The sequence below is a fragment of the Pararhizobium gei genome (genome assembly GCF_029223885.1).
In the GTDB taxonomy this organism is placed as follows: Bacteria; Pseudomonadota; Alphaproteobacteria; order Rhizobiales; family Rhizobiaceae; genus Pararhizobium; species Pararhizobium gei.
Window position 1 is genome coordinate 2,665,291 of record NZ_CP119409.1, and the last position, 20,320, is coordinate 2,685,610.

21 protein-coding genes are annotated in these 20,320 nt (G+C 59.9%); 4 read left to right on the top strand and 17 right to left on the bottom strand.

Annotation, left to right across the window (positions count from 1 at the left end; translation table 11 throughout):
* Nucleotide 1: 1 nt before the first annotated feature.
* The 3 genes from PY308_RS13045 to PY308_RS13055 form a co-directional block, all read right to left on the bottom strand.
* A complete protein-coding gene (locus tag PY308_RS13045; protein ID WP_275791114.1) occupies nt 2-829 on the bottom strand; it encodes a carbohydrate ABC transporter permease in 828 nt (275 codons plus the stop codon).
* 97 nt (nt 830-926) lie between these two features.
* Nucleotides 927-1,829 (bottom strand): carbohydrate ABC transporter permease, encoded by a 903-nt coding sequence (locus tag PY308_RS13050; RefSeq protein WP_275783186.1) that lies wholly within the window; start codon nt 1,827-1,829, stop codon nt 927-929.
* Between the two features lie 158 nt (nt 1,830-1,987).
* The gene (locus PY308_RS13055) at nt 1,988-3,223 is read right to left on the bottom strand and encodes an ABC transporter substrate-binding protein (RefSeq protein ID WP_275783189.1); all 1,236 of its coding nucleotides are present in this window, start codon (nt 3,221-3,223) and stop codon (nt 1,988-1,990) included.
* Between the two features lie 438 nt (nt 3,224-3,661).
* Here PY308_RS13055 and PY308_RS13060 point away from each other — a divergent pair, with 438 nt between their 5' ends.
* The gene (locus PY308_RS13060) at nt 3,662-4,687 is read left to right on the top strand and encodes a LacI family transcriptional regulator (protein WP_275783192.1); all 1,026 of its coding nucleotides are present in this window, start codon (nt 3,662-3,664) and stop codon (nt 4,685-4,687) included.
* A gap of 71 nt (nt 4,688-4,758) precedes the next feature.
* On the opposite strand, the gene gnd is transcribed toward PY308_RS13060, so the two are convergent.
* Nucleotides 4,759-6,189, bottom strand: a complete 1,431-nt coding sequence (gene gnd / locus PY308_RS13065; RefSeq protein WP_275783195.1) for an NADP-dependent phosphogluconate dehydrogenase — start codon at nt 6,187-6,189, stop codon at nt 4,759-4,761.
* Between the two features lie 312 nt (nt 6,190-6,501).
* On the opposite strand from gnd, the gene PY308_RS13070 reads away from it, so the two are divergent.
* Both PY308_RS13070 and PY308_RS13075 read left to right on the top strand, forming a co-directional pair.
* On the top strand, nt 6,502-6,900 hold the full coding sequence (locus PY308_RS13070) for an SRPBCC family protein (RefSeq protein WP_275783197.1): 399 nt from the start codon (nt 6,502-6,504) through the stop codon (nt 6,898-6,900).
* 46 nt (nt 6,901-6,946) lie between these two features.
* On the top strand, nt 6,947-7,297 hold the full coding sequence (locus PY308_RS13075) for a VOC family protein (protein WP_275783200.1): 351 nt from the start codon (nt 6,947-6,949) through the stop codon (nt 7,295-7,297).
* 31 nt (nt 7,298-7,328) lie between these two features.
* On the opposite strand, the gene PY308_RS13080 is transcribed toward PY308_RS13075, so the two are convergent.
* The 13 genes from PY308_RS13080 to PY308_RS13140 all read right to left on the bottom strand — a co-directional run bounded on the left by PY308_RS13080 (nt 7,329) and on the right by PY308_RS13140 (nt 19,187).
* A complete protein-coding gene (locus tag PY308_RS13080; RefSeq protein ID WP_275783202.1) occupies nt 7,329-8,039 on the bottom strand; it encodes a PAS domain-containing protein in 711 nt (236 codons plus the stop codon).
* A 257-nt stretch (nt 8,040-8,296) separates the two neighbouring features.
* A complete protein-coding gene (locus tag PY308_RS13085) occupies nt 8,297-9,229 on the bottom strand; it encodes a lipid A biosynthesis lauroyl acyltransferase (RefSeq protein ID WP_275791115.1) in 933 nt (310 codons plus the stop codon).
* A gap of 9 nt (nt 9,230-9,238) precedes the next feature.
* Nucleotides 9,239-10,267: a zinc-binding dehydrogenase gene (locus PY308_RS13090; RefSeq protein WP_275783204.1), complete on the bottom strand. Its 1,029-nt coding sequence runs from the start codon at nt 10,265-10,267 to the stop codon at nt 9,239-9,241.
* 48 nt (nt 10,268-10,315) lie between these two features.
* Nucleotides 10,316-11,599 (bottom strand): beta-ketoacyl-ACP synthase, encoded by a 1,284-nt coding sequence (locus PY308_RS13095; RefSeq protein ID WP_275783207.1) that lies wholly within the window; start codon nt 11,597-11,599, stop codon nt 10,316-10,318.
* 12 nt (nt 11,600-11,611) lie between these two features.
* Entirely contained in the window at nt 11,612-12,817 is a 1,206-nt protein-coding gene (locus tag PY308_RS13100; protein WP_275783209.1) for a beta-ketoacyl-ACP synthase, read from the bottom strand.
* Between the two features lie 2 nt (nt 12,818-12,819).
* Nucleotides 12,820-13,320 carry a 3-hydroxyacyl-ACP dehydratase FabZ family protein gene (locus PY308_RS13105; protein ID WP_275783211.1) on the bottom strand — a complete coding sequence of 167 codons (501 nt, stop codon included), beginning with the start codon at nt 13,318-13,320 and terminating at the stop codon, nt 12,820-12,822.
* Between the two features lie 215 nt (nt 13,321-13,535).
* Nucleotides 13,536-13,820 carry an acyl carrier protein gene (locus PY308_RS13110; protein WP_112834592.1) on the bottom strand — a complete coding sequence of 95 codons (285 nt, stop codon included), beginning with the start codon at nt 13,818-13,820 and terminating at the stop codon, nt 13,536-13,538.
* Nucleotides 13,821-13,948: 128 nt separating this feature from the next.
* Complete coding sequence (locus tag PY308_RS13115; RefSeq protein WP_275783214.1) at nt 13,949-14,377, bottom strand: L,D-transpeptidase; 429 nt, start codon at nt 14,375-14,377, stop codon at nt 13,949-13,951.
* Nucleotides 14,378-14,523: 146 nt separating this feature from the next.
* A complete protein-coding gene (gene cbiB / locus PY308_RS13120; RefSeq protein WP_275783217.1) occupies nt 14,524-15,501 on the bottom strand; it encodes an adenosylcobinamide-phosphate synthase CbiB in 978 nt (325 codons plus the stop codon).
* Between the two features lie 11 nt (nt 15,502-15,512).
* Nucleotides 15,513-16,532, bottom strand: a complete 1,020-nt coding sequence (gene cobD / locus PY308_RS13125) for a threonine-phosphate decarboxylase CobD (protein ID WP_275783219.1) — start codon at nt 16,530-16,532, stop codon at nt 15,513-15,515.
* Nucleotides 16,532-17,830, bottom strand: coding sequence for a cobyrinic acid a,c-diamide synthase CobB (locus PY308_RS13130; protein ID WP_275783223.1), 1,299 nt, complete (start codon nt 17,828-17,830; stop codon nt 16,532-16,534). Before PY308_RS13130 ends, cobD begins: the two co-directional genes overlap by 1 nt.
* A complete protein-coding gene (cobA, locus tag PY308_RS13135) occupies nt 17,827-18,669 on the bottom strand; it encodes a uroporphyrinogen-III C-methyltransferase (RefSeq protein ID WP_275783226.1) in 843 nt (280 codons plus the stop codon). The genes PY308_RS13130 and cobA overlap by 4 nt, the downstream gene beginning before the upstream one ends.
* On the bottom strand, nt 18,666-19,187 hold the full coding sequence (locus PY308_RS13140) for a cobalamin biosynthesis protein (protein WP_338051068.1): 522 nt from the start codon (nt 19,185-19,187) through the stop codon (nt 18,666-18,668). Before PY308_RS13140 ends, cobA begins: the two co-directional genes overlap by 4 nt.
* 344 nt (nt 19,188-19,531) lie before the next feature.
* Between PY308_RS13140 and PY308_RS13145 the strand changes: the two genes are divergently transcribed.
* On the top strand, nt 19,532-20,317 hold the full coding sequence (locus PY308_RS13145; RefSeq protein WP_275783228.1) for a TSUP family transporter: 786 nt from the start codon (nt 19,532-19,534) through the stop codon (nt 20,315-20,317).
* Nucleotides 20,318-20,320 lie beyond the last annotated feature (3 nt).

The window sequence follows — 20,320 nt, forward strand, 5'->3', positions numbered from 1 at the left end:
CTCACCCTTTCACTGCGCCGGCGGCGATACCGCGGACGAAAAGCCGCCCGGAAACAAAATAGACGAACAGCGGAACGGCACCGGTCAGGATGGTTGCCGCCATGTTGACGTTGTATTCCTTCACGCCCTGGACTGAATTGACGATATTGTTGAGCTGGACGGTCATCGGGTAATATTCCGGGCGGGTGAAGACCACGCCGAACAGAAAGTCGTTCCAGATGCCGGTGACCTGCAGGATCATGGCCACCACGAAGATCGGCAGAGACATCGGCAGCATGATCTTGAAGTAGATCGTCCAGAACCCGGCGCCATCGACGCGCGCCGCCTTGAACAGTTCCTCCGGCAGCGAGGTGAAGTAGTTGCGGAACAACAGCGTGAGGATCGGCATGCCGAAGATCGTGTGAACGATGATCAGACCGGTCAGCGAACCGTAGAGGCCCATTTCCCTCAGCACGATGACGATCGGATATATCATGACCTGATAGGGAATGAAGGCACCGACGATCAGGATCGTGAAGAAGAAATCCGCGCCCTTGAAGCGCCAGTTTGCCAGCGCATAGCCGTTGATCGACGCGATCACGATCGAGACGAGCGTTGAGGGAATGGTGATGCGTACGGAGTTCCAGAAGCCTCGCGACAGGCCATCGCAATTGAGGCCCGTGCAGGCGCTCGACCAAGCTTTGATCCAGGGTTCGAAAGTGATTTCGACAGGTGGCGAGAAGATATTGCCGAGTCGGATTTCCGGCATGCCCTTGAGCGATGTCACGACCATCACGTAAAGCGGCAATAGATAGTAGCAGGCGAACAGCAGCAGCGTGCCGTAGATCATGATGTTCCGCGGCGAAAATGTCGGGCGGGGCTTCTTGCCGCTCGGTCCTTGCACCTGTCTTGAGGCCGAACCGGCCGGACCTCCAAAAGCTCGTGTATCAGCCACGCTTGCGTCCTCCGAATTCCAGATAGGCCCATGGCACGATGATAATGGCGACGGTGATCAGCATCATGGTCGATGCCGCGAAACCCTGGCCGAGATTTTGTGCCTGGAACATGTAATCGTAGACATATTTGGCGGGCACTTCCGAGGAGATGCCGGGACCGCCGCTGGTCTGCGCCACGACGAGATCGTAGACCCGGACGATACCGCTGGCGATGATCACGAGCGTGGTGATGAAAACCGGGCGCATCATGGGAATGACGATGAGCAGATAGGTTTTCCACATCGGAATCCCGTCTACGCGGGACGCTTTCCAGATGTCCTCATCGATCCCGCGCAGGCCGGCGAGCATCAGGCACATGACAAGCCCCGTTCCCTGCCAGAGCGCGGCAATGAGGATGCCATAAATGACGATACTTTGATTATAGAGAGGGTCGAAGGCAAAGCTCGTCCAGCCCAGCGACCGCACCACCGACTGGATTCCGAATTCCGGGTTGAGAACCCATTGCCAGACAAGGCCTGTGACGATGAAGGACAGCGCGAAAGGATACAGAAAGATTGTGCGAAACGTGTTCTCGAAGCGGATTTTCTGGTCCATCAACGCGGCAAGGATAAAACCGATCGTGAGGCTGAAGATCAGCGAGAAAACACCGTAGACCGCAAGATTCTCGATCGACACCAGCCAGCGGGGCGCGGACCAGAGGCGCTCATACTGGTCGAGACCGACAAAATTCAATCGCGGCAGCAACTTGGAATTCGTGAAAGAATAAAAGACCGTCCAGAGCGTCCCGCCGAGAAAAATAACAACAGCGGTCAGCATCATGGGAATGGAGGCAATCTTGGAATTAAGATTGCGCAGCAACTGGTTCGGCCGGCCGGCATGCGCTTGGCCCGTCATGGATCACTCCTCTGCTGGATCGGTTATCGGGTAAGCCCCGGGGCAATCGTGCTACGACCCTGCCTCGCTCACGCCACCGCCGCATCGACGACACGGCGACGGTTGAGCCTGGGTTCTGCCGGCCCGCCTTGCGGAGCCGGCATCACACGTGAGATCGGTCAATCGGCGGCTGCGATGATGTCCGCAAAGCGCTTCTGCGCATCTTCCGGCGTCATGGACGCGGTCGCAAAGAACTCGGAGAAAAGATCTTCCGTTTGCTTCTGCGTGTCGGCGGAGACCATCTGGTCGGTGCTGGTCACGACATTGCCCTTGGCAAGGATTTCCAGACCCTTCTTCATGCAGTCGTTTGCAGCGGCAAGATCGACATCGCCGCGAACAGGAAGCGAGCCTTTCTTCAGATTGAAGGCGACCTGAGTTTTTGGATCAAGCAGCGTCGATGCCAGCGCCTCCTGCGCCTTTGCCTTTTCCTCGTCCTCCAGCAGCGGGAAATAGAAGGCGTCGCCACCGGTGGAGATGATTTCGTTCACACCGAGACCCGGAAGGCAGGTGTAGTCCGTGCCGGCTTTCTGACCCGCCAGTTGGAACTCGCCCTGTGCCCAATCGCCCATGATCTGACCGGCAGCCTTGCCGGTGATCACGAGATTGGTCGCCTGGTTCCAATCCTGGACATTGCTCCCTTTGGACAGGCGGCGCGCATCGTCGGCCGCCTTAAACACTTTTGCCATCTCGGCGCCGCCTGCCGCCTCGGCGTCCTTGTCAGCAAAAACCTTCTGGTACAGATCCTTGCCGCCGATCGCGATCATGAGAACGCCAAAAGCGCCATTGGCCTGCCAGGCCTGACCACCGACAGCCAGAGGGATGATCCCGGCCTTTTCAAGAGCCGGACCCGCCGCAACGAATTCGTCCCAGTTTTTCGGAACCTCGACGCCAGCCTGTTTGAACGCCGCATTCGAAAGCCACAACCATTGCCAGGAATGAATATTGACCGGCGCGCAATAGATCTTGCCGTCGATCGTGCAGGAGTCGAGCAGGCTGATCGGCTTGATGATATCCTTCCAGTTTTCCCGGGTCGCGACATCGGTCAGGTCGCGAATAAGTCCGGACTGAACCAGTTCTTCTGCCTGACGGCCATGATTGAACTGGGTTGCCCCCATCGGATCACCGCCTGTGAGGCGGCTGACCATGATCGGCCGCGCCGTACTACCGCCGCCGGCAATGGCTCCATCGACCCATTTATTGCCGGTCGCATCGAAAGCCTTGGCCAGCTCGGCGACGGCCGCAGCCTCACCACCCGAGGTCCACCAATGGGTCACCTCAAGATCGGCAGCACGGACCGCACCAAGCGGAAATACGACAGTCGCCGCCAGGACAGCAGCCAACAAACGCAATTTCATGAGTTTTTCCTCCCTCACTGTAACGTTACCGTAAAAACTTAGTTGAAAGGATTTCGAGACGCAACAGTCAGCGCTAAAATTTTCTTGGGAAAAGGTCAAGTACAATCTAAGGTTACAAGATATCCGTATGCAAGAAGATCGAGACGTCTTGATCAGATCCGGCTGTTATCCGTTTTTTTTTCAAGATATTCGATGATTATTGTGCTTTCCTCCTTATTTCTTCGGTCAAAAAATCTCGCGTTTGCACAAAATTTTTTTGCACTGCAATATTCAACTTCGTGTTTAAGTTTAGTATCGGGCGTCAAAAAAAGCACTCGACAATCTTCCTGCATCGTTACAGTTTCGCGAAATCATACGAGCGCAGGACGAGTTTCACTTGGCCGTATTTTTCATATAGGGCATAGGTCGCCATAGAGCGCAGGAGAAGAGGCATCGGGCATGGATGACAAGACCACGAGGAGGCCGGCCCTGCCGCCATCGTTGCAGGATCGCCCGACTTTGAAGACGATCGCCTTTATGACGGGGCTTGGCATTACCACTGTATCGCGCGCCCTGAAGGATGCGTCCGATATCGGTGCCGAAACCAAACAGCGTGTCCGGCTTGTGGCGCAGCAGGTGGGTTACCAGCCGAACCGGGCGGGCGTCCGCCTTCGGACAGGCAAGACCAATGTCATCAGCCTCGTACTGTCGCTTGAGGAAGAGGTCATGGGACTGACGAGCCCTATCGTCGTCGGCATTTCGGAAATCCTCGCATCGACGCCCTACCATCTGGTGATTACGCCCTATCGGACATCAAAGGACGCCCTTCAGCCAGTTCGGTACGTTCTCGACACAAGTGCCGCCGACGGCGTGATCATTTCCCGTACCGAGCCGAAAGATCCACGCGTTGCGCTGATGATGGAGAGGAACTTCCCCTTCGCCACCCATGGCCGGACCGATATGGGACTTGTTCATCCATACCACGACTTCGACAACGAGGGCTTCGCCTATGAATCCGTGCGGCGGCTGGCCGCTCTCGGGCGAAGGAAACTGGTGCTTCTGCAACCACCGCCGCATCTCACCTTCCATCGCCACATGCGCAGCGGCTTTGATCGCGGCATACGCGATTTCGGCCTTGAGTCCGTCGCGCTCGACATCGTCGATCTCGACAGCAGCCTTCTGGAGATACGGGCCGCCTTCGAGACGCTGATGCGTGCTGAGGACGCGCCGGACGGCATCGTCTCAGGCTCAGGCGCCGGCTCGATTGCGGTCGTGGCCGGGCTGGAATCGGCTGGAAAAAAGTTGAAACGCGACGTCGACATGGTCTCAAAAGTGCCGAGCGATTTCCTGAGCTGGCTGCGGCCGGAACTCATCACCATGAACGAAGATATTCGCCATGCAGGCAGGGAGCTTGCAAAGGCCGTAATCGGCCGCATTGCCGGGCTGCCCGCCGTCGAACTTCAGAGCTTGAGCAAGGCACTCTGACATCCGCCGGCGGAATTCAAAGCCGCGCGAACCTATCGCGCGGCTTGAAGATCGTTCCAGTCTGATTGCACTCAGGCGTTCAGGCCGCTACCCCAGGGGCCATGATGGGCATCAACGCCATCGGTGCGGTCGAAGCCATGGGCACCGAAGAAATCCCGTTGCGCCTGGATGACATTGGCAGTCCCGCGCGCGCGGCGGTAGCTGTCGAAATAGCCGAGCGCCGAGGCGAGAGCCGGAACCGGCAGGCCGGCCAGAACTGCGGATGAGACGACACGGCGCAGAGGGCCGTCGCTGTCCTTGACCATCTTGGCGAAAGCAGGGGTGACGATCAGGTTGGCAACATGCGGATCCTTGGTGAAGGCGGTGGTGATTTCATCCAGGAACTGCGAACGGATGATGCAGCCGGCACGCCATATACGGGCGATCGTCGGCATCGGCAGGTTCCAGCCGAATTCCCTGGATGCCGCAGACATCACCGCGAACCCTTGCGCATAGGCGCCGATCTTCGATGCCAGCAGAGCGCTTTCCAGATCCTTGAGGAAAGCCGCCTTGTCCGCTATCCGGAACTCGCCGACATCCGGCAGGCCGAGCACCTGCTCCGCGGCCTCGCGCTCCGCCTTGACCGAAGAAATGCTGCGAGCGGCAACGGCGGCTTCGATCGCCGTTGCGGGAACACCCATGTTCTGCGCCTCGATGACCGACCATTTTCCGGTGCCTTTCTGGCCGGCCTTGTCGAGAATGAGATCGACGATCGGCTTGCCGGTGATCGGATCAGCGGCGTTCAGAACCGTCTCGGTGATCTCGATCAGGTAGGAATTCAGCCGTCCCTTGTTCCACTCGCCGAAGACCGCGCCGATTTCCGTCGCACTCATCTTGAGGCCGTCGCGCAGGATGCCGTAGATCTCGGCGATCATCTGCATGTCGGCATATTCGATGCCGTTGTGGATGGTCTTGACGAAATGGCCCGCGCCGTTTTCACCGAGCCATGCGACGCAAGGATCGTCTCCGTATTTCGCGGCGATCGAGGTCAGCACCGTCTCGACACGCTTCCACGACTCTTCCTTGCCGCCCACCATGATCGACGGGCCGTGACGTGCGCCCTCCTCGCCCCCGGACACCCCCATGCCGATAAAGGTCAGGCCACTATCCTTGAGGTTGTCGAAACGGCGCATCGTGTCGCGGAAGTTGGCATTTCCCGCATCGATCATGATGTCGTTTGTCTCGAGATAAGGCTTGAGAAGTTCCATCTGCTGATCGACGGGATCACCAGCCTTGATCATGATGATGATCGGGCGCGGCGGGCGGATGGCGGCAACGAATTCCTCGATCGTCTCGCAGGGAACAATCTGGCCCTGCAGGGCGCCAGCCTCGGCATAAAATTTGCGGGTGGCATCGACGGTGCGGTTGAAGACCGCGATCGTGTTGCCTTTTTCCGCAATGTTGAGCGCCAGATTCGATCCCATGACGCCGAGACCGATAAGGCCGATTTCTGCCTGTGCCACGTATGTGCCTCCGTTGAACGGTGAAGATGCCCTGCCCATTGACACGAAAGCCGCTTCACCAGATTGATTGAAGCAAGACGTTTTCCCCGCTTGGGAAGCCGGACCACACCTTGCGGATGCCGGGGGAGTTTTGGCACTCAAATCGATTAACGACAAGGGATTGTTGCTGAAATCGAGACTTTTCCGAATGGCGTCCGGAGCCTCGCAGAAAGATGCAGGCGCGGTGGTGACGGAACGCCTGCAGGGACGCATACTGCAATGGGAACGAGGTCCGGCAAGCTTGCCGGAACTGCTGACACGGAGAATCCCGCAATGAGCGTCATGGAAGCGCAAATCGTCCATCTCGGCATAGAAAAGACCTGGCAGGAGGTCTACGCCTTCGCCTGCCGGCCGGAAAACATGCCGCTCTGGGCTTCAGGGCTTAGCGACGGGTTGGAACGCGAGGGTGATCATTGGGTCGCGCGGGGCCCCCTCGGTGTGGTTCGCGTCCGCTTTGCAGAAGAGAATGATTTCGGCGTGATGGACCATACCGTCACCATGGAAACAGGGCTCAACGTCAACAATGCCTTCCGCGTCGTGCCAAACGGCAGCGGCGCCGAGATTATGTTCACAGTGCTGAAATTGCCGGATATGGATGATGAACAGTTCCGGCGGGATTCGGATTGGGTCCTGAAGGACCTTAAGACGCTGAAGGCCCTTCTGGAAGCCTGAAGCATGTCCCCGAGATAAACCAGGAAGCTCTAACCGAGGTCACACAATGGCGCAGAAGGGTATCGATCGTCAGATCGACAACATTGAGTTTGCCGTCGCCGATATCCCGCGCTCCAAGACATTTTACGGCGCAGCCTTCGGCTGGTCGTTCACCGATTACGGCCCGGATTACTGCGAGTTCAGCGATGGCCGGCTGACAGGTGGCCTCACGACGGGCGAGGCAAAGCCAGGCGGACCGTTGGTCATTCTCTACGCCGATGATCTCACCGCGACGCAGGCGCGTCTTGAGGCTGCGGGCGCGCGGATCGTCAAGGAAACCTTCTCCTTTCCGGGTGGTAGCCGGTTCCAGTTCCTGGATCCGGACGGCTACGAACTCGCCGTATGGTCTGACCGATAGCAGCAGCAGAGCGGCCGGATCCTGACGTCCATCAGGCAGCGATCATGCGGCGGCGGTCGGCGATTTCCTGCAGGGTGAGAATTGCGCCGATAATCTTTCCGGTATTCGACTTGCAGGGGGTCATGCGGCACCGCACCACGACCGTATGACTGTTGAGGTCCTTCGCAAAAGTATAGTCGATCATTTCTCCGCAAAAACATCTGTCGAGATTCGGTTTTACTCGCTGTTCGAAGCGCCGGAAGCCCACGAACTCGACGATATGGCGACCGACGAGATCCATCGGCCGCTCGTTGAGGCGCTCCGCATTGGCAGGGTTGGTGTAGAGATAACGGTAATCCGTCGTGATCACCGCGATACGATCCGGCATGCAGTTCAAGATAGCCTCGTTGAGAAAGCCCTCATCCCAAGGATTGTTCTGCCGGCACTGCGCAGACACGGTCGCACGGCTATTTTCGAATTTCTCGCCGTGGTCCGCGGAAAAATAGCGGTCCACCAATGCCTGCAATGCTTCGCATTGCCGAAGCACGCTCGACATGTCGTCTGCCTCCTTTTGAAGGAGATCCACTATGAACTGGAACTGTAACCGCGCGTCGGTTGCCGTCAAAGCGTCTTGCTGATGTATGGCATTGAGCAGGGGTAGCATTTCGCGGTCAAGAACATTAACCAGCACTGTATCTCCAGATTTCACCGCCTGCCGCAACTGGCGATATTTCAACCAGAAAAGATCGATCGATTTCTGCAAATCTGCCCCCACCCCTCAAGCCGCTTTCAAAGGCAGCCGCATCTTCACCCAGAGATGCATATCAGCTCTAACTGTACACTACCGCGATTTGCATACAACTCCTGGACAGTAAACTTTATCGCATGTTTCCACGAGATTGGTCCCAATATGAAACCTGCAAATCCATCTCGGGGAAGAGGTTCGCGCAAGAAAACAGTCTTTTGCAGATTGCCAAGGAATGCCCTACACGGCTTTCACCATTGCCAGAGGCTGCAAGGTCAGAACTTGAGCTTGCGCTTGATGCTCCAGCGATCATGATACCACAGCCACTGGCCCGGATATTCCCGCACCCAGCTCTCTACCTTGTCGTTCAGAACCTGGGCAGTCGCATTGACATCGACGCTGCCATCGGGCTTTCGCGGAATGGCAATGGCGGGCTCGAGTTCCAGACGAAAACGGCCGTTCGGCAGGCGAATCGACCGGGCAGGATAAACCTCGCAGTTGAACTGTCGCACCAGTTTGGCAAGCAGCGGATTGGTGCGCACGTTGCGCCCGAAAAATTTCGTCGTCAGGCCCTTTTTGAACTTCTGATCGACCAGCACGCCAACCGATCCGCCCGCTTCGAGCTTGCGGGCGAGTGTAAACGAAGATCCGGCATGCGAAGGAACGAGATTGCCCATCCGCTGCTTTCGGAACTCGAAAACCTTGTCTGCGACAAAAGGGTTGTTCGGCGGCCGGAAAAGCACTGTGACATCAAGCCCGAAAGCGGCGCTTGCGACGGGTAACAGCTCGAAATTCCCGGTATGGGCGGTGAAAACGATAAAGGGCCTGGGATTGTCGCGCAATTCAAGAAACAGAGATATTCCAGACACTTCGATACGGCCGGGCTTCACGTTTTGCGGATCGAAATCGAAAATCTCGTCGAGAAACACATATTCCGCCGCAAGCCGGCCGATGCTCCCCCAGCTTTCGAGCGCAATCGCCTCGATTTCCGCCGCGGTTTTTTCAGGAAAGGCGTTGCGCAGATTGGTTGTCGTCAGCGCGTGACGCTGCTTGAGCTTCGGTCCCAGCCAGCGGGTAAATTTCTCGGAAAACCGGATGGCCGGATCGGCCGGGAAAAGCTTGAGAAGACCCAGAAGAAGAAACACAAACTGCGCGATCGACCACTGGCGGAAACGCTCAAGCCTCAGAACCAGCCTTGTGATCAGCATGCGCACGGATCAGTCCATCCGTAGAATGATTTTGCCAAAGACCTGACGGGTCTCCATCCGCTCCAACGCCTTGTCGATCTCGGAGAAGCCGACCTCGGTGTCGATGACGGGATGGACAAGACCGCGGGCCATCTTCTGCATGGCATTCGCCATGTTTTCCATGCGGCAGCCGAAGGAGCCGATCAGCTTCAGCTGCTGCTGGAACAGCATCATCAGATTGATGTCGGTGGAGACGCCGGAGGTGGAACCGCAGGTGACGAGCCGGCCGCCGCGCTTGAGAATGAACATCGAACCGGCCCAGGTATCCTTGCCGACATGTTCGAAAACCACGTCGACCCCCTTTTTCTTGGTGATCTTGCGGGCCACACCCTCGAAACGGTCGGTGCGGTAATTGATGACGTGATCGGCGCCAAGCGCCTTCGCCCTCTCGATCTTGTCGTCGGACCCGACGGTAGTGATCACGGTGCAGCCGATCTTCTTGGCAAGCTGGATCGCCGCAGAGCCGATGCCGGACCCGCCGGCATGGATGAGGATCGTTTCGCCCGGTTCAAGCTTGGCATTGTCGAACAGCATGTGTTCGACCGTGCCGAAGGTGACAGGCGCCACGGCGGCGCCGATGGCATCGACGCCCGGAGGGGCGGGAACCAGCAGCCGTGCCGGGAGATTGACCTTTTCCTGCGCGAAACCGTCCAGGTGAAAGCCATGCACGCCGCCGACGTGCTCGCAGAGATTGTCGCGGCCTTCCCGGCAGGGGCGGCAGAGGCCGCAGGTGCGCGCGCCATAGATGGAGACGAGCTGTCCCGGCAGGACATTGGCGACGCCGGGGCCGATTTGGTCCACCACCCCTGACGCTTCCGCGCCGATCACAAGCGGCATCTTGCGCTTGGCAAACGCCATGCCGCGCCAGCCCCAGACGTCGATGTGATTGAGGGCGACGGCCTTGACGCGCAAGGTCACCTCGCCCGGACCCGGGGCCTCGGGCTCGGGCAGATCGGTGATTTCGAGCTTACGGTCGTCGACCAGTTGCAAGGCGCGCATGATACAGTCTCCCGCCCCAAGGCGTGTTCGTCAAAATAGGCTGTGCGATTAAGCCGGTTCGGCCGCCATGACAAGGCTGGCATTCTGGCCGCCAAAGCCGAACGAGTTCGACAGAACGGCGGTAACCTGCGCATCGCGTTTCACGTTCGGCACGACATCGAGCACGATGGCCGGGTCCGGGTTCTGGTAGTTGATCGTCGGCGGCAAGGTCCCCGTCAACATCGTCTGCAAGGAGAAGACCGCCTCGACCGCGCCGGCGGCTGTCAGCGTATGGCCGATCATCGACTTGTTGGACGAGACCGGAATGGATGGCAAGGCCTCGCCAAACACCGACAGCATCGCGCCATATTCCATCTTGTCGTTCTCAGGCGTCGAGGTGCCGTGCGCATTGATATAGCCGATATCGCTTTCGTTCAGACCGGCATCGGCAAGCGCCGCGCGGATCGTCGCGATCGCGGGGGCGCCATCCGGCGAGGAGCGGGTACGATGAAAGGAATCAGCCTTCTCGCCGCATCCCTTCAGGATGCCGTAGATTTTCGCGCCGCGCGCGACGGCTGCTTCCAGCGATTCGAGCACCAGGGTCGCGGCGCCTTCGGCGATGACGAAGCCGTCGCGGTCCTTTGAGAATGGCTTGGATGCTCTTTCCGGCGGATCGTTCTGCGTCGAAAGAGCGGACAGAAGGGAGAAGCGGATCAGGGCTTCGGCACTGACCGAACCGTCCGTCGCGACCGTCAATGCGCGATCGGTGCGTCCCTGACGGATCGCCTCCACGCCGAGCTGGATTGCGGTTGCGCCGGAGGCGCAGGCGGTCGACAGCGTCACCGGCAGGCCACGTGTTCCGAAGCGGTCCGACAGGCGCTCGGATATGGCGCCGAACAGCGAGGCTTCGTGGAAAGCCGGATCGGCACGCTCGCGCATGGCGGCGAGGAAACGATCATAGGCATCACCCGGCTTTTCAGACGGCTTTGCACGGTCGGCAAGCTCGAAACGGGCGCTCCATTCCGGCTCGATCGGTGGAGCCGCCAGAAACAGCGGACCGTTGAAGTCACCGGACAGGCCTGCCTGGGCCAGGGCTTCCGCCGTGGTTTCGCGGGCAAAGGCGTAGGAACGCTCAACCGAGTTTTCGACTGGAATTTCAATGAAATCAACGGTTCCGCAGATTCGCGTCGAAAGCCCCTCTGACGGAAACCGGCTGATCTTGTGGATGCCTGAAACGCCTGACGTCAGCGCCTTCCAATTGTCTTCCACGCCCTGGCCAAGAGAGGTGATGACGCCCATGCCTGTCACCGCGATCAGCGGGCGGCCGAGATGATCCTTATAAGCGCTGGTCATGCCCGCCGCTCCTTATTCTTCTGCCGAGAGAACGGCAATGCCTTCGCCGCGTGCATGACCGATGGTCGTAACAATGGCCGTCTTGGCAGCGTCTTCCATGGGCGTTTCCACCGTTGCATCGAAAGGAGGAACCTTTGCCCCGGAACCGAGCGTCAAGGCAGCGAAGGCGAGACCGAGCGGAAACTGGGCCTCCAGCCCGTGACCGGCAAGCCCGCCATAGGCGCGGATCGCTGCCTTCGGGAACTGCGCGTCCAGAAATGCCTTTTCGCGTGCTGCGAGATCGTGAAACCCCGACGTGCCGGAAAACACGATGGTCGAGGCCGGATCGGCATCGGCGGCAGGCGTCGTCAAATAGTCCAGGCGCTGCTCGAGACGGTCGCCGTCACGGCTGCCGCGATCGCCGCCGATCGCATCGATCGTGGCATAGATGCGGGCACCGCGGGCTGTCGCATGCCCGCGCGATTCCAGCACGAGAAAGGCGCCGACCGATCCGAGTATCATGCCGCCGCCGTGTTCGGGCTTGCGCGACCAGATCGGCTGCCAGTTGCCAAGCGCATGGCCCTGAATGGCTTCGACGAGAAGGATCATATCGAGACGCTCGGCGGAAAATGCGCCACCGACCAGCGTATGGGTGGATTGCCCCGCCTTGATGCGCGCAAAGGCCGTCTCGATCGCCGAGATGCCGGCGCCCTCCTCGCCCATGAAGGTACGCGACGAACCGGTGACCTTGTGGACAATGGAGATATTGCCGGCGAGCAGGTTCGACAGTTGCGCCAGAAACAGCGTCGGGCGCAGTTCGGTCGTCAGCTTCTCGTTCAGCAGGTGCTCGCGGTCGTTCCGCTTCAGCGCCTCATCAACGATCAGCGAATCGACAGTGATGTCCCGCTCGCCACCGCCCGCAGCGACGATCATATCCATGCTGCCGCAGGCTTCCAGATCGTCCTTCAGCCCGGCATCGTCCAGTGCCAGCCCCGCGCTGAAAACGCCGAGCCGCTGCCAGTTCTCCATCTGCCGCTGATCGCCACGCTTCGGAATTTGCTGCGACCAGTCGATCTCGGGCAGCGGATGGACCGGATAGGGCGCAAAACGCTCGGTCTCGACCCGGACTGCGGGTGGCTGCACAGCTGTCAGCAGCGTCGTATGCACATCTGTGCCGACGCCCTGGCTGGTCACGATACCAATACCGGTGATGACGACGTCGTTTGCAGATTTGCCCATCGTCATTCCCCCACTACCCCGGCCCCTGGCAGCCCGGCGCGTTCCATCGCAGCCACCAACCCGACCTCTTTGGCCCGCTTCCTGACGATCGGGCCGAGCGGCACCTGGTCGAACGGCATGGTGCGCAGCTTCAGTTGCGCATCGCAGACCTTTTTGCCCTGCGACGTGATCTTCGCCTTCGTCACGGCAAAACCGGACCCGTCATGCTCCAGGAAGGCCTCTATATCGAGCACGGCCTCGGGCTCGACGAACGTCCGCATCTTGGCTCCATCAACCGACATCAGAAACGGCATGGCGGCAAAATTCGTGGCGGCAAGCACAAGAAAACCGGAGGCCTGCGCCATGGTCTCGATCAGAAGAACGCCGGGAACCAGCGGGTAGCCGGGAAAATGTCCTTCGAAGACCGGGCTTTTGGCCGGAACGACCGAACGCGCCGTCAAGGTTCCAGTGGTGAGATCAAGGCTTTCGACCCGGTCGATCATTTGAAAATATTCAAGAAGCATCAGGATGAAATCCAGCTTGGCCCGGAACGCAGTGCAGCGGAAACAGCACTTGGAATGCTCCGGATTTCTAATCAGCGCGGCACCTGTCGGCTATGTCCGGCAGCATGTTCGCCAAGCGTCAAGTAAAAACGCGAATGCCGCCTGTCAAGCGCGGGAGTGCGCCACAAGCGGCATCGATCTCGTCGAGGGCACCATCATGAGGCACCCATTCTTCGTCAGCCCTTGGCGGCTTTCAACTCGTCGATCTTGGCGCAGAGGTTCTTGAGGACGAAATATTCCTCGGTCGAAACCTTGCCTTCGTTGACCTCCTGGGTCCACTGCTCAAGCGGGATCTTGATGCCGAATTCCTTATCGATCGCAAAGACGATGTCGAGGAAGTCCAGGCTGTCGATGCCCAGATCGTCAATGGTGTGGCTTTCAGGCGTAATGGTTTCGCGGTCGATCTCGCTCGTTTCCGCAATAATGTCCGCAACCTTGTCGAATGTAGCTGTCACGCGCATACCTCTTTAGAATTCGTGGTTGCGCGAACCTATAGGTAACTGCGGCTGAAAAGCCAATGGCCTCACGCCCATGTGTTGCATTTCTGCTGGCTGTGTTGCGCAAACGTCAGACGGAGATGATCGATTGTTCAGCGGGTCACGACGATCCGCGTATTCTTCAAGCCGTTCCGGCTGGCGAGCGAAAAGAACGCCGCCGCATCGTCTGGATGAAGACGGATGCAGCCATGTGAAGCCGGACGGCCGAGACGCTTCAGGTCGTATGTGGCGTGTACGGCATATCCGCCGTTGAAAAACACCGCAAATGGCATGGGCGCATTGTCGTATTTGCGCGACCGATGATGGCGCGACAGCCATTTTGCGCGCCAGCTGCCCTTTGGCGTGACGTAACCCTTGCGGGCCGTCGAAACCTTCCACCGATAACGGACAATGCCGTTCTGCGAGACGACCATGGTTTGAGACGAAAGACTGATATTGGCAGTAAGATTGGCGGCAAAGGCGGGAACCGCTTGGAAGACCATGAAAGAAAGCGCCAGAATGGCCATAACGAAGCTGCGCATAAGGTCCCCCTCAGGACGAAATATGATTTTTACTGAAAAGTACGCAAGGACAAAACTTAGACGACGAGAAATGACATCGGCTTAATACGAATGGGAAACAGATCATTAAAAATGACACTGGTGTCGTCAATAGACAGTATTTCAAACTATAAGGAAAGGAGCGCCGCCAAAGCGGTAACCCCGAACAGCATCCCGCATGCAGCATAGAATATCGCAACGCCCCGATCGACATCGCCGGCCGTGGCGACGGGACGTCCTGCAGCATGGATCATCGGCTCCTGGACCAGGGAACCGGAATAGATGCGTGGCCCGGCCAGTTGAAGACCGAGCGCGCCAGCCATCGCGGCTTCCGGCCAGCCGGAATTCGGCGAACGGTGAAGACCATGGTCCCGCAGGGCTGCATCCATGGCGCTGCGCCCTGCACCGCGGCTGACGCTCGCTGCTGCACCGGCGGCAATCAGAAGAACTGAAAACCGAGCAGGCACAAGGTTGGCCAGATCGTCGAGGCGCGCCGATGCCCAGCCGAAATACAGATATTTTTCGTTTTTGTGGCCGATCATCGAATCGGCGGTGTTCAACATCTTGTAGGCAAAAAGACCCGGAAGACCGAATAACGCATACCAGAACGCCGGGGCAACGACACCGTCGGAGAAATTCTCGGCGAGGCTTTCGATCGCGGCCCGGCAGACGGCCGGTTCGTCCAGCGTTTCCGGATCGCGGCCGACGATCATTGACACCGCCTGTCTTCCCCCCGCAAGACCGTGCGATCTCAAGCCGGAAGCAACACGTCCGACGTGATCGGCAAGGCTTTTCTGCGCAAGAAAGACCGCGACCACAAGCGCTTCCAGGGCGATCCCGGCAAGCCCCAGCGGCATCAGCAACCAATGCAGCAGCCAGCCGCAGGCGAAGCTCCACAGGAGAAGCAGGAGAATGACGACAAGGCCACCAAGCCTGCGCTTGTCGCTGCCGACCGGCGGACGGTTGAAGCGTCCGTCGGCCCAGCCGATCATTGCGCCGAACAGCACGATCGGATGCGGCAGCCGGCGCCAGAGCCAGTCCGGATCACCGAAGACACGATCGAGAATCAGAGCAACCGACAGGACAAGAAAGATTTCGGTCGACATGCAGGGTCCGTTCAGGCGGTATCGAAGTGGCGCAAGGCTTCTCTCAACCGTGTATCGCCTGCGGCGTCGGGCGCAAGACCCACCCTCAACCAGAACGGTGCATAGTCGAACTTTCTCGTCAGGATTTTTGCGCGGCACAGATGCGCGTGCAGCCGGTCAGCATGATCATGGACAACGAGCGAAAATAGAGCGGTGCCGCCGACGGGGAGCAACCCTGCTTCCGTCAGAACGCCATCCAGTGCCGTCTTGCGCTCTCGAATGAGGGCGTGAACAGCGTGCCGATTGCCGGTGAGCAATGATGCGGCGATGCTCAGCGCAGGCCCCGAGACCGGCCAGGGTCCGAGCCATTCCTCAAAGGGGGAGAGAACCGGCGCGGCGGCAATGACGAAACCGAGCCTCAATCCTGCCAGCCCGAAGAATTTGCCGAACGAGCGGAAGACGATGAGGTTTGGGTGGTCATGGACCAGCGATGCCGCGCTCCGCTCCGGCTGCATGTCGCCGAAGGCTTCATCGACCAGGAGCAGGCCGCCGGTCTGCGCCAAACCTCGCGCCATGCCTGAGATGTCCTGCACGGAAAAGGCCCGGCCCGTCGGGTTGTTCGGGTTGACGAGCACGACCATCCCGTGATCCGCGAGCCCTTGCCCGATGGCTTCGACCCCGATGGTTTCGACAGGATCGATGACAAAGCCCCCAGCGTCAAAGACCCGGGCATATTCGCCATAGGTCGGCGTGAAGATCGCGACGCGGCGGCCAGGCACGACCAGTCGGGGCAAAAGCTGGATGACTGACTGGGTTCCCGGGACGGGCAATGGCCGAATGCCGCCCGAGCCGTAGTAGTGGGCTGCAGCCGTCCTCGCCGCATCGGCAAGATAGGCATCCGGCAGCCTGTGCCAGGCTTCGGGCGGGATAGGCGGCAGCGCGACCGGATTGGGATTGATACCGGTGGAAAGATCGAGCCAGTCCTTCGGATCGCCACCGTAGAGGCTTGCCGCTTCCGTGATGCCGCCGCCATGAATGATCGGAGAAGGCATCAAGCCGCCCTGTCGATGATATGCATGAAGGACCCGGCGACCATGCCGCGCCGCAAGCCGGCAGGACCCAGCCGTGTCTCCGCGGCGTCCGCCGTGTCGAACAGCCGGTCGGCATCCCCTTCGGATACGATCGAGGCATAGTGAAATTCATGTGCCATCAACGGCCCGTCGAAGAAGCTGGCATCAAGCGGGCTCACACGCCGATAGCCGAGGTGACGCTTGCGTTCGGCAAAGCTCGTCACCAGCGGCAGGAAGCCAAGCATTTCGTGGCGAATGCCGTCGGCCGCGACGAGGCCCTCACCGAGTGTCATGTAGCCGCCGCATTCGCCGAAAATACGGGCTCCCCGGTCCCGGGCGTCGATCATGCCGGCTCTGAAACGACCGGCATGTGCCAAAGCCGCGGCGTGAAGCTCCGGGTAACCACCAGGCAGATAGACCGCATCGGCGTCCGCGTCCGGCCCTTCATCGGCAAGCGGCGAGAAGAACGACATCTCGGCGCCCGCCCGCTGCCAGCCTGAGAGAAGATGCTCGTAACAGAAGGCAAAGGCGATATCGCGGGCGATCGCGATCGTCTGTCCGAGCGGCTTCAGCGGCATTGCCGGGCAAGCGGGCGGATGCGCCATGCCCGTCTGCGTCACAGCGAGGATGGCATCCAGATCGCATTGTTCAACAACCATCCGCGCCGCATTCTGGATGAACAGATCGAGGTCGCCATGTTCTCCGGCCTGCACGAGCCCGAGGTGACGTTCGGGCAGCTTCAGGGTCTTGTGCTGTCTCAGCGCCCCGAGGATAGGCATATCTATGGACGCCAGCGCGACACGCAGCATCGCCTCGTGACGCTCGCTGCCGACCTTGTTGAGGATGACGCCGGCGATATGGATGTCCGCCCGGTAACCGGCAAAGCCGCTGACAAGCGCCGCCACGGAATGGGCCATGCGGCCGCAATCGACGACGAGGATGACGGGAAGACCGAGGAGCGCCGCGAGATCGGCCGGCGAGCCCCTGCCGTCTACCGCCGCGTCGTAAAGCCCCATCATGGCCTCGATGACAAGTGTTTCGCCGCCTGCGGTCGCTTCCGCGGCGTTGCTCAGCAGAAGATCGGCACGCATCGCCCAGGGGTCGTAGTTCAGGCAAGGACGCCCGGAGGCCGCCGTATGGAAGGCAGGATCGATATAGTCCGGCCCGGCCTTGCCCGGCGCCAGACGCACGTTGCGGTCTCTCAACGCCCGCATCAGCCCAAGCGTAATCGTCGTCTTTCCGGATCCGGAGGACGGTGCGGCGATCAGGAAACCTGTCATGCCCCGCCCCTGACTGCACGGCTGGCAAAGGGATCGCCGACCAGCACCCGCCCCTCCAGTGCGCCCATCCAATCGAGCGATTGGCGCAACAGCACAACCTCGCCGACGACAACGATGGCCGGCGGCTGAAGTCCGGACGCGACAACGTCGGCCTCGGCCCGGCCCAAGGTCGTTTCAAGCACTGTCTGCTCGCGGGTTGCAGCATTGCAGACGAAAGCAACGGGCTCGTCCGGTGACCGCCCAGCCGCAATAAGATTGCTGGCGATCTGGCCGATATGCTTCATGGCCATATACATGACGATGACGGGTGAGCCCTTGGCGATACCCTCCCAGTTGATGCGATCGGGAACGAGACCGGACGAATCATGGCCCGTCAGAAAGGTGACGGCGTGATTGACCTCGCGATGCGTCACCGGAATGCCGGCATAGGCCAAACCACCGATGCCGGCGGTAATGCCGGGCACGATGCGGAACGAAACGCCATGCTCGACCAGCGTCAAGGCCTCTTCGCCGCCCCGTCCGAAAACGAAGGGATCGCCGCCCTTCAGCCTGAGAACGCGTTTGCCCTGCCGTGCAAGCTCCACCAGGCGAAGCGAGATGTCACGCTGCTTCGGCGACGGCTTCCCGCCGCGTTTTCCCGCGAACTCCAGAACGGCGCCGGGCTTGGAGAGCGCCAGACAATCCGAATTGACGAGCGCATCATGGACGATGACATCTGCCTGGCGCAGCGCATTGACCGCATGCAGCGTCAACAGGCCGGGATCGCCGGGACCGGCGCCGACGAGCCAGACGGACCCGGGATCAATGTTCGGCAGCCCTGAAAACAGCGCGTCGCTCATGATGCGGTCTCTGGCGAGATCGCCTGCCAACGACCTGAATCGGATTGTGAAGACCGCGATTCTCTTTCGTCAAAACCCGCAGCAAACCGTTGATCCCACCCATAAACGTCGCCTTGCGCGATTGCCACCGTGGCACGCGCCGACTTGATCTTCGGGACGACCAGTCGGCTTGAGCCACCTGCGGCGGCGAGCGCCGCAGCCTCCGCCACGCCATGACAGCCGGTCAGGGCAAAGACGATATCGGACGGTGTCTGCAGCTTGTCTTTCTCGGCCGCAAGTTTTGCCGCATCGAACACCTCGAAGGGAACGGCAAAATATTCGGCGGCGGCCATCATCGCGGGTTCGGCGGCACGGACATCGAGCGAGGCAATGCAGGACAGCGCCTGCCGGCCGATGCCGGCAGCCTCCATCGCCGCCTCGGCCAGCCGGATCAGTTCATCACCCGGCGTTCCGCGCTCGCAGCCAAGCCCCAGCGCGAAAATTGTGTGCCGGGCAGGATCTCCGCTCTGTGACTGCATCCGAAAGACGGCCTCCCGCGCCAAAACAATCATGCGCGGGCCTGCGAAGCCGTTGAACTTCACAGTGATTGGACAGCACCGGATGGAAGCCCCCTGACTGGGTCGGCCGCACCGGACGCTCTTTCAGCCTATCGGAATAGGCACCGTCGCATCGGAGCATTGTTACCGGAGGGAAAAGGGCCGGTCAAACCGGTTTGCGGCGTTCACCCTGCCGCCTGCGCCATGGCGTGGATATAAGGTCAGGCATTAAATTGCATCGGGCGACCTATGCTTTCCCTACCCGGTCTGACAAAGAGGGCACGAATTGTCGCATCCATGAATCGCCACATCGTCGAGTTCCCGCCTTGCAAGACCTTGCGCTACACCTTTTCGCCCTTCTCTTCCTCGCAGCCTTTCTCGCCGGCTTCATCGATTCCATTGCCGGCGGCGGCGGGATGATCTCCATTCCCGCCATGCTGCTGGCCGGCATTCCGCCGCTGGAAACGCTTGGCACGAACAAGCTGCAATCCCTGTTCGGCTCGGGCTCCGCAACGATCGCTTATGCGCGCAGCGGCCATGTCGATCTGCGCGGGCAGATGCCGATGGCCGCCACCTCGGCGCTCGGTGCGGCACTCGGCGCCGTGCTCGCGACCTTCGTGCCGGGCGACGTCTTGAAAGTGCTTCTGCCCTTTCTGCTGATGGCGATCGCGCTCTATTTCGCGTTCAAGCCGAATGTCGGCGATGTCGACAGGTCGCAACGGATGACATCGTTTGTGTTTTCGTTGACGCTGGTGCCACTGATCGGCTTTTATGACGGGGTCTTCGGTCCCGGCACCGGCTCGTTTTTCATGCTCGCCTTCATCGCCCTTGCCGGCTTTGGCGTGCTGAAAGCGACGGCCCACACGAAATTCCTCAACTTCGGCTCCAATCTCGGCGCCTTCGTCGTTTTCGTCTTTTATGGCGTCGTGTTGTGGAAGGTCGGCCTGATCATGGGCGCCGGCCAGTTCGCCGGAGCGCAGGTCGGCTCGCGCTTTGCGATGAAGAACGGCGCCCGAATCATCAAGCCGTTGCTCGTCATCACCTCCATTGCGCTCGCAATCCGGCTTCTGGCCGATCCGGCGCATCCGATCCGGCTGTGGCTCGGTCTCTGAGCG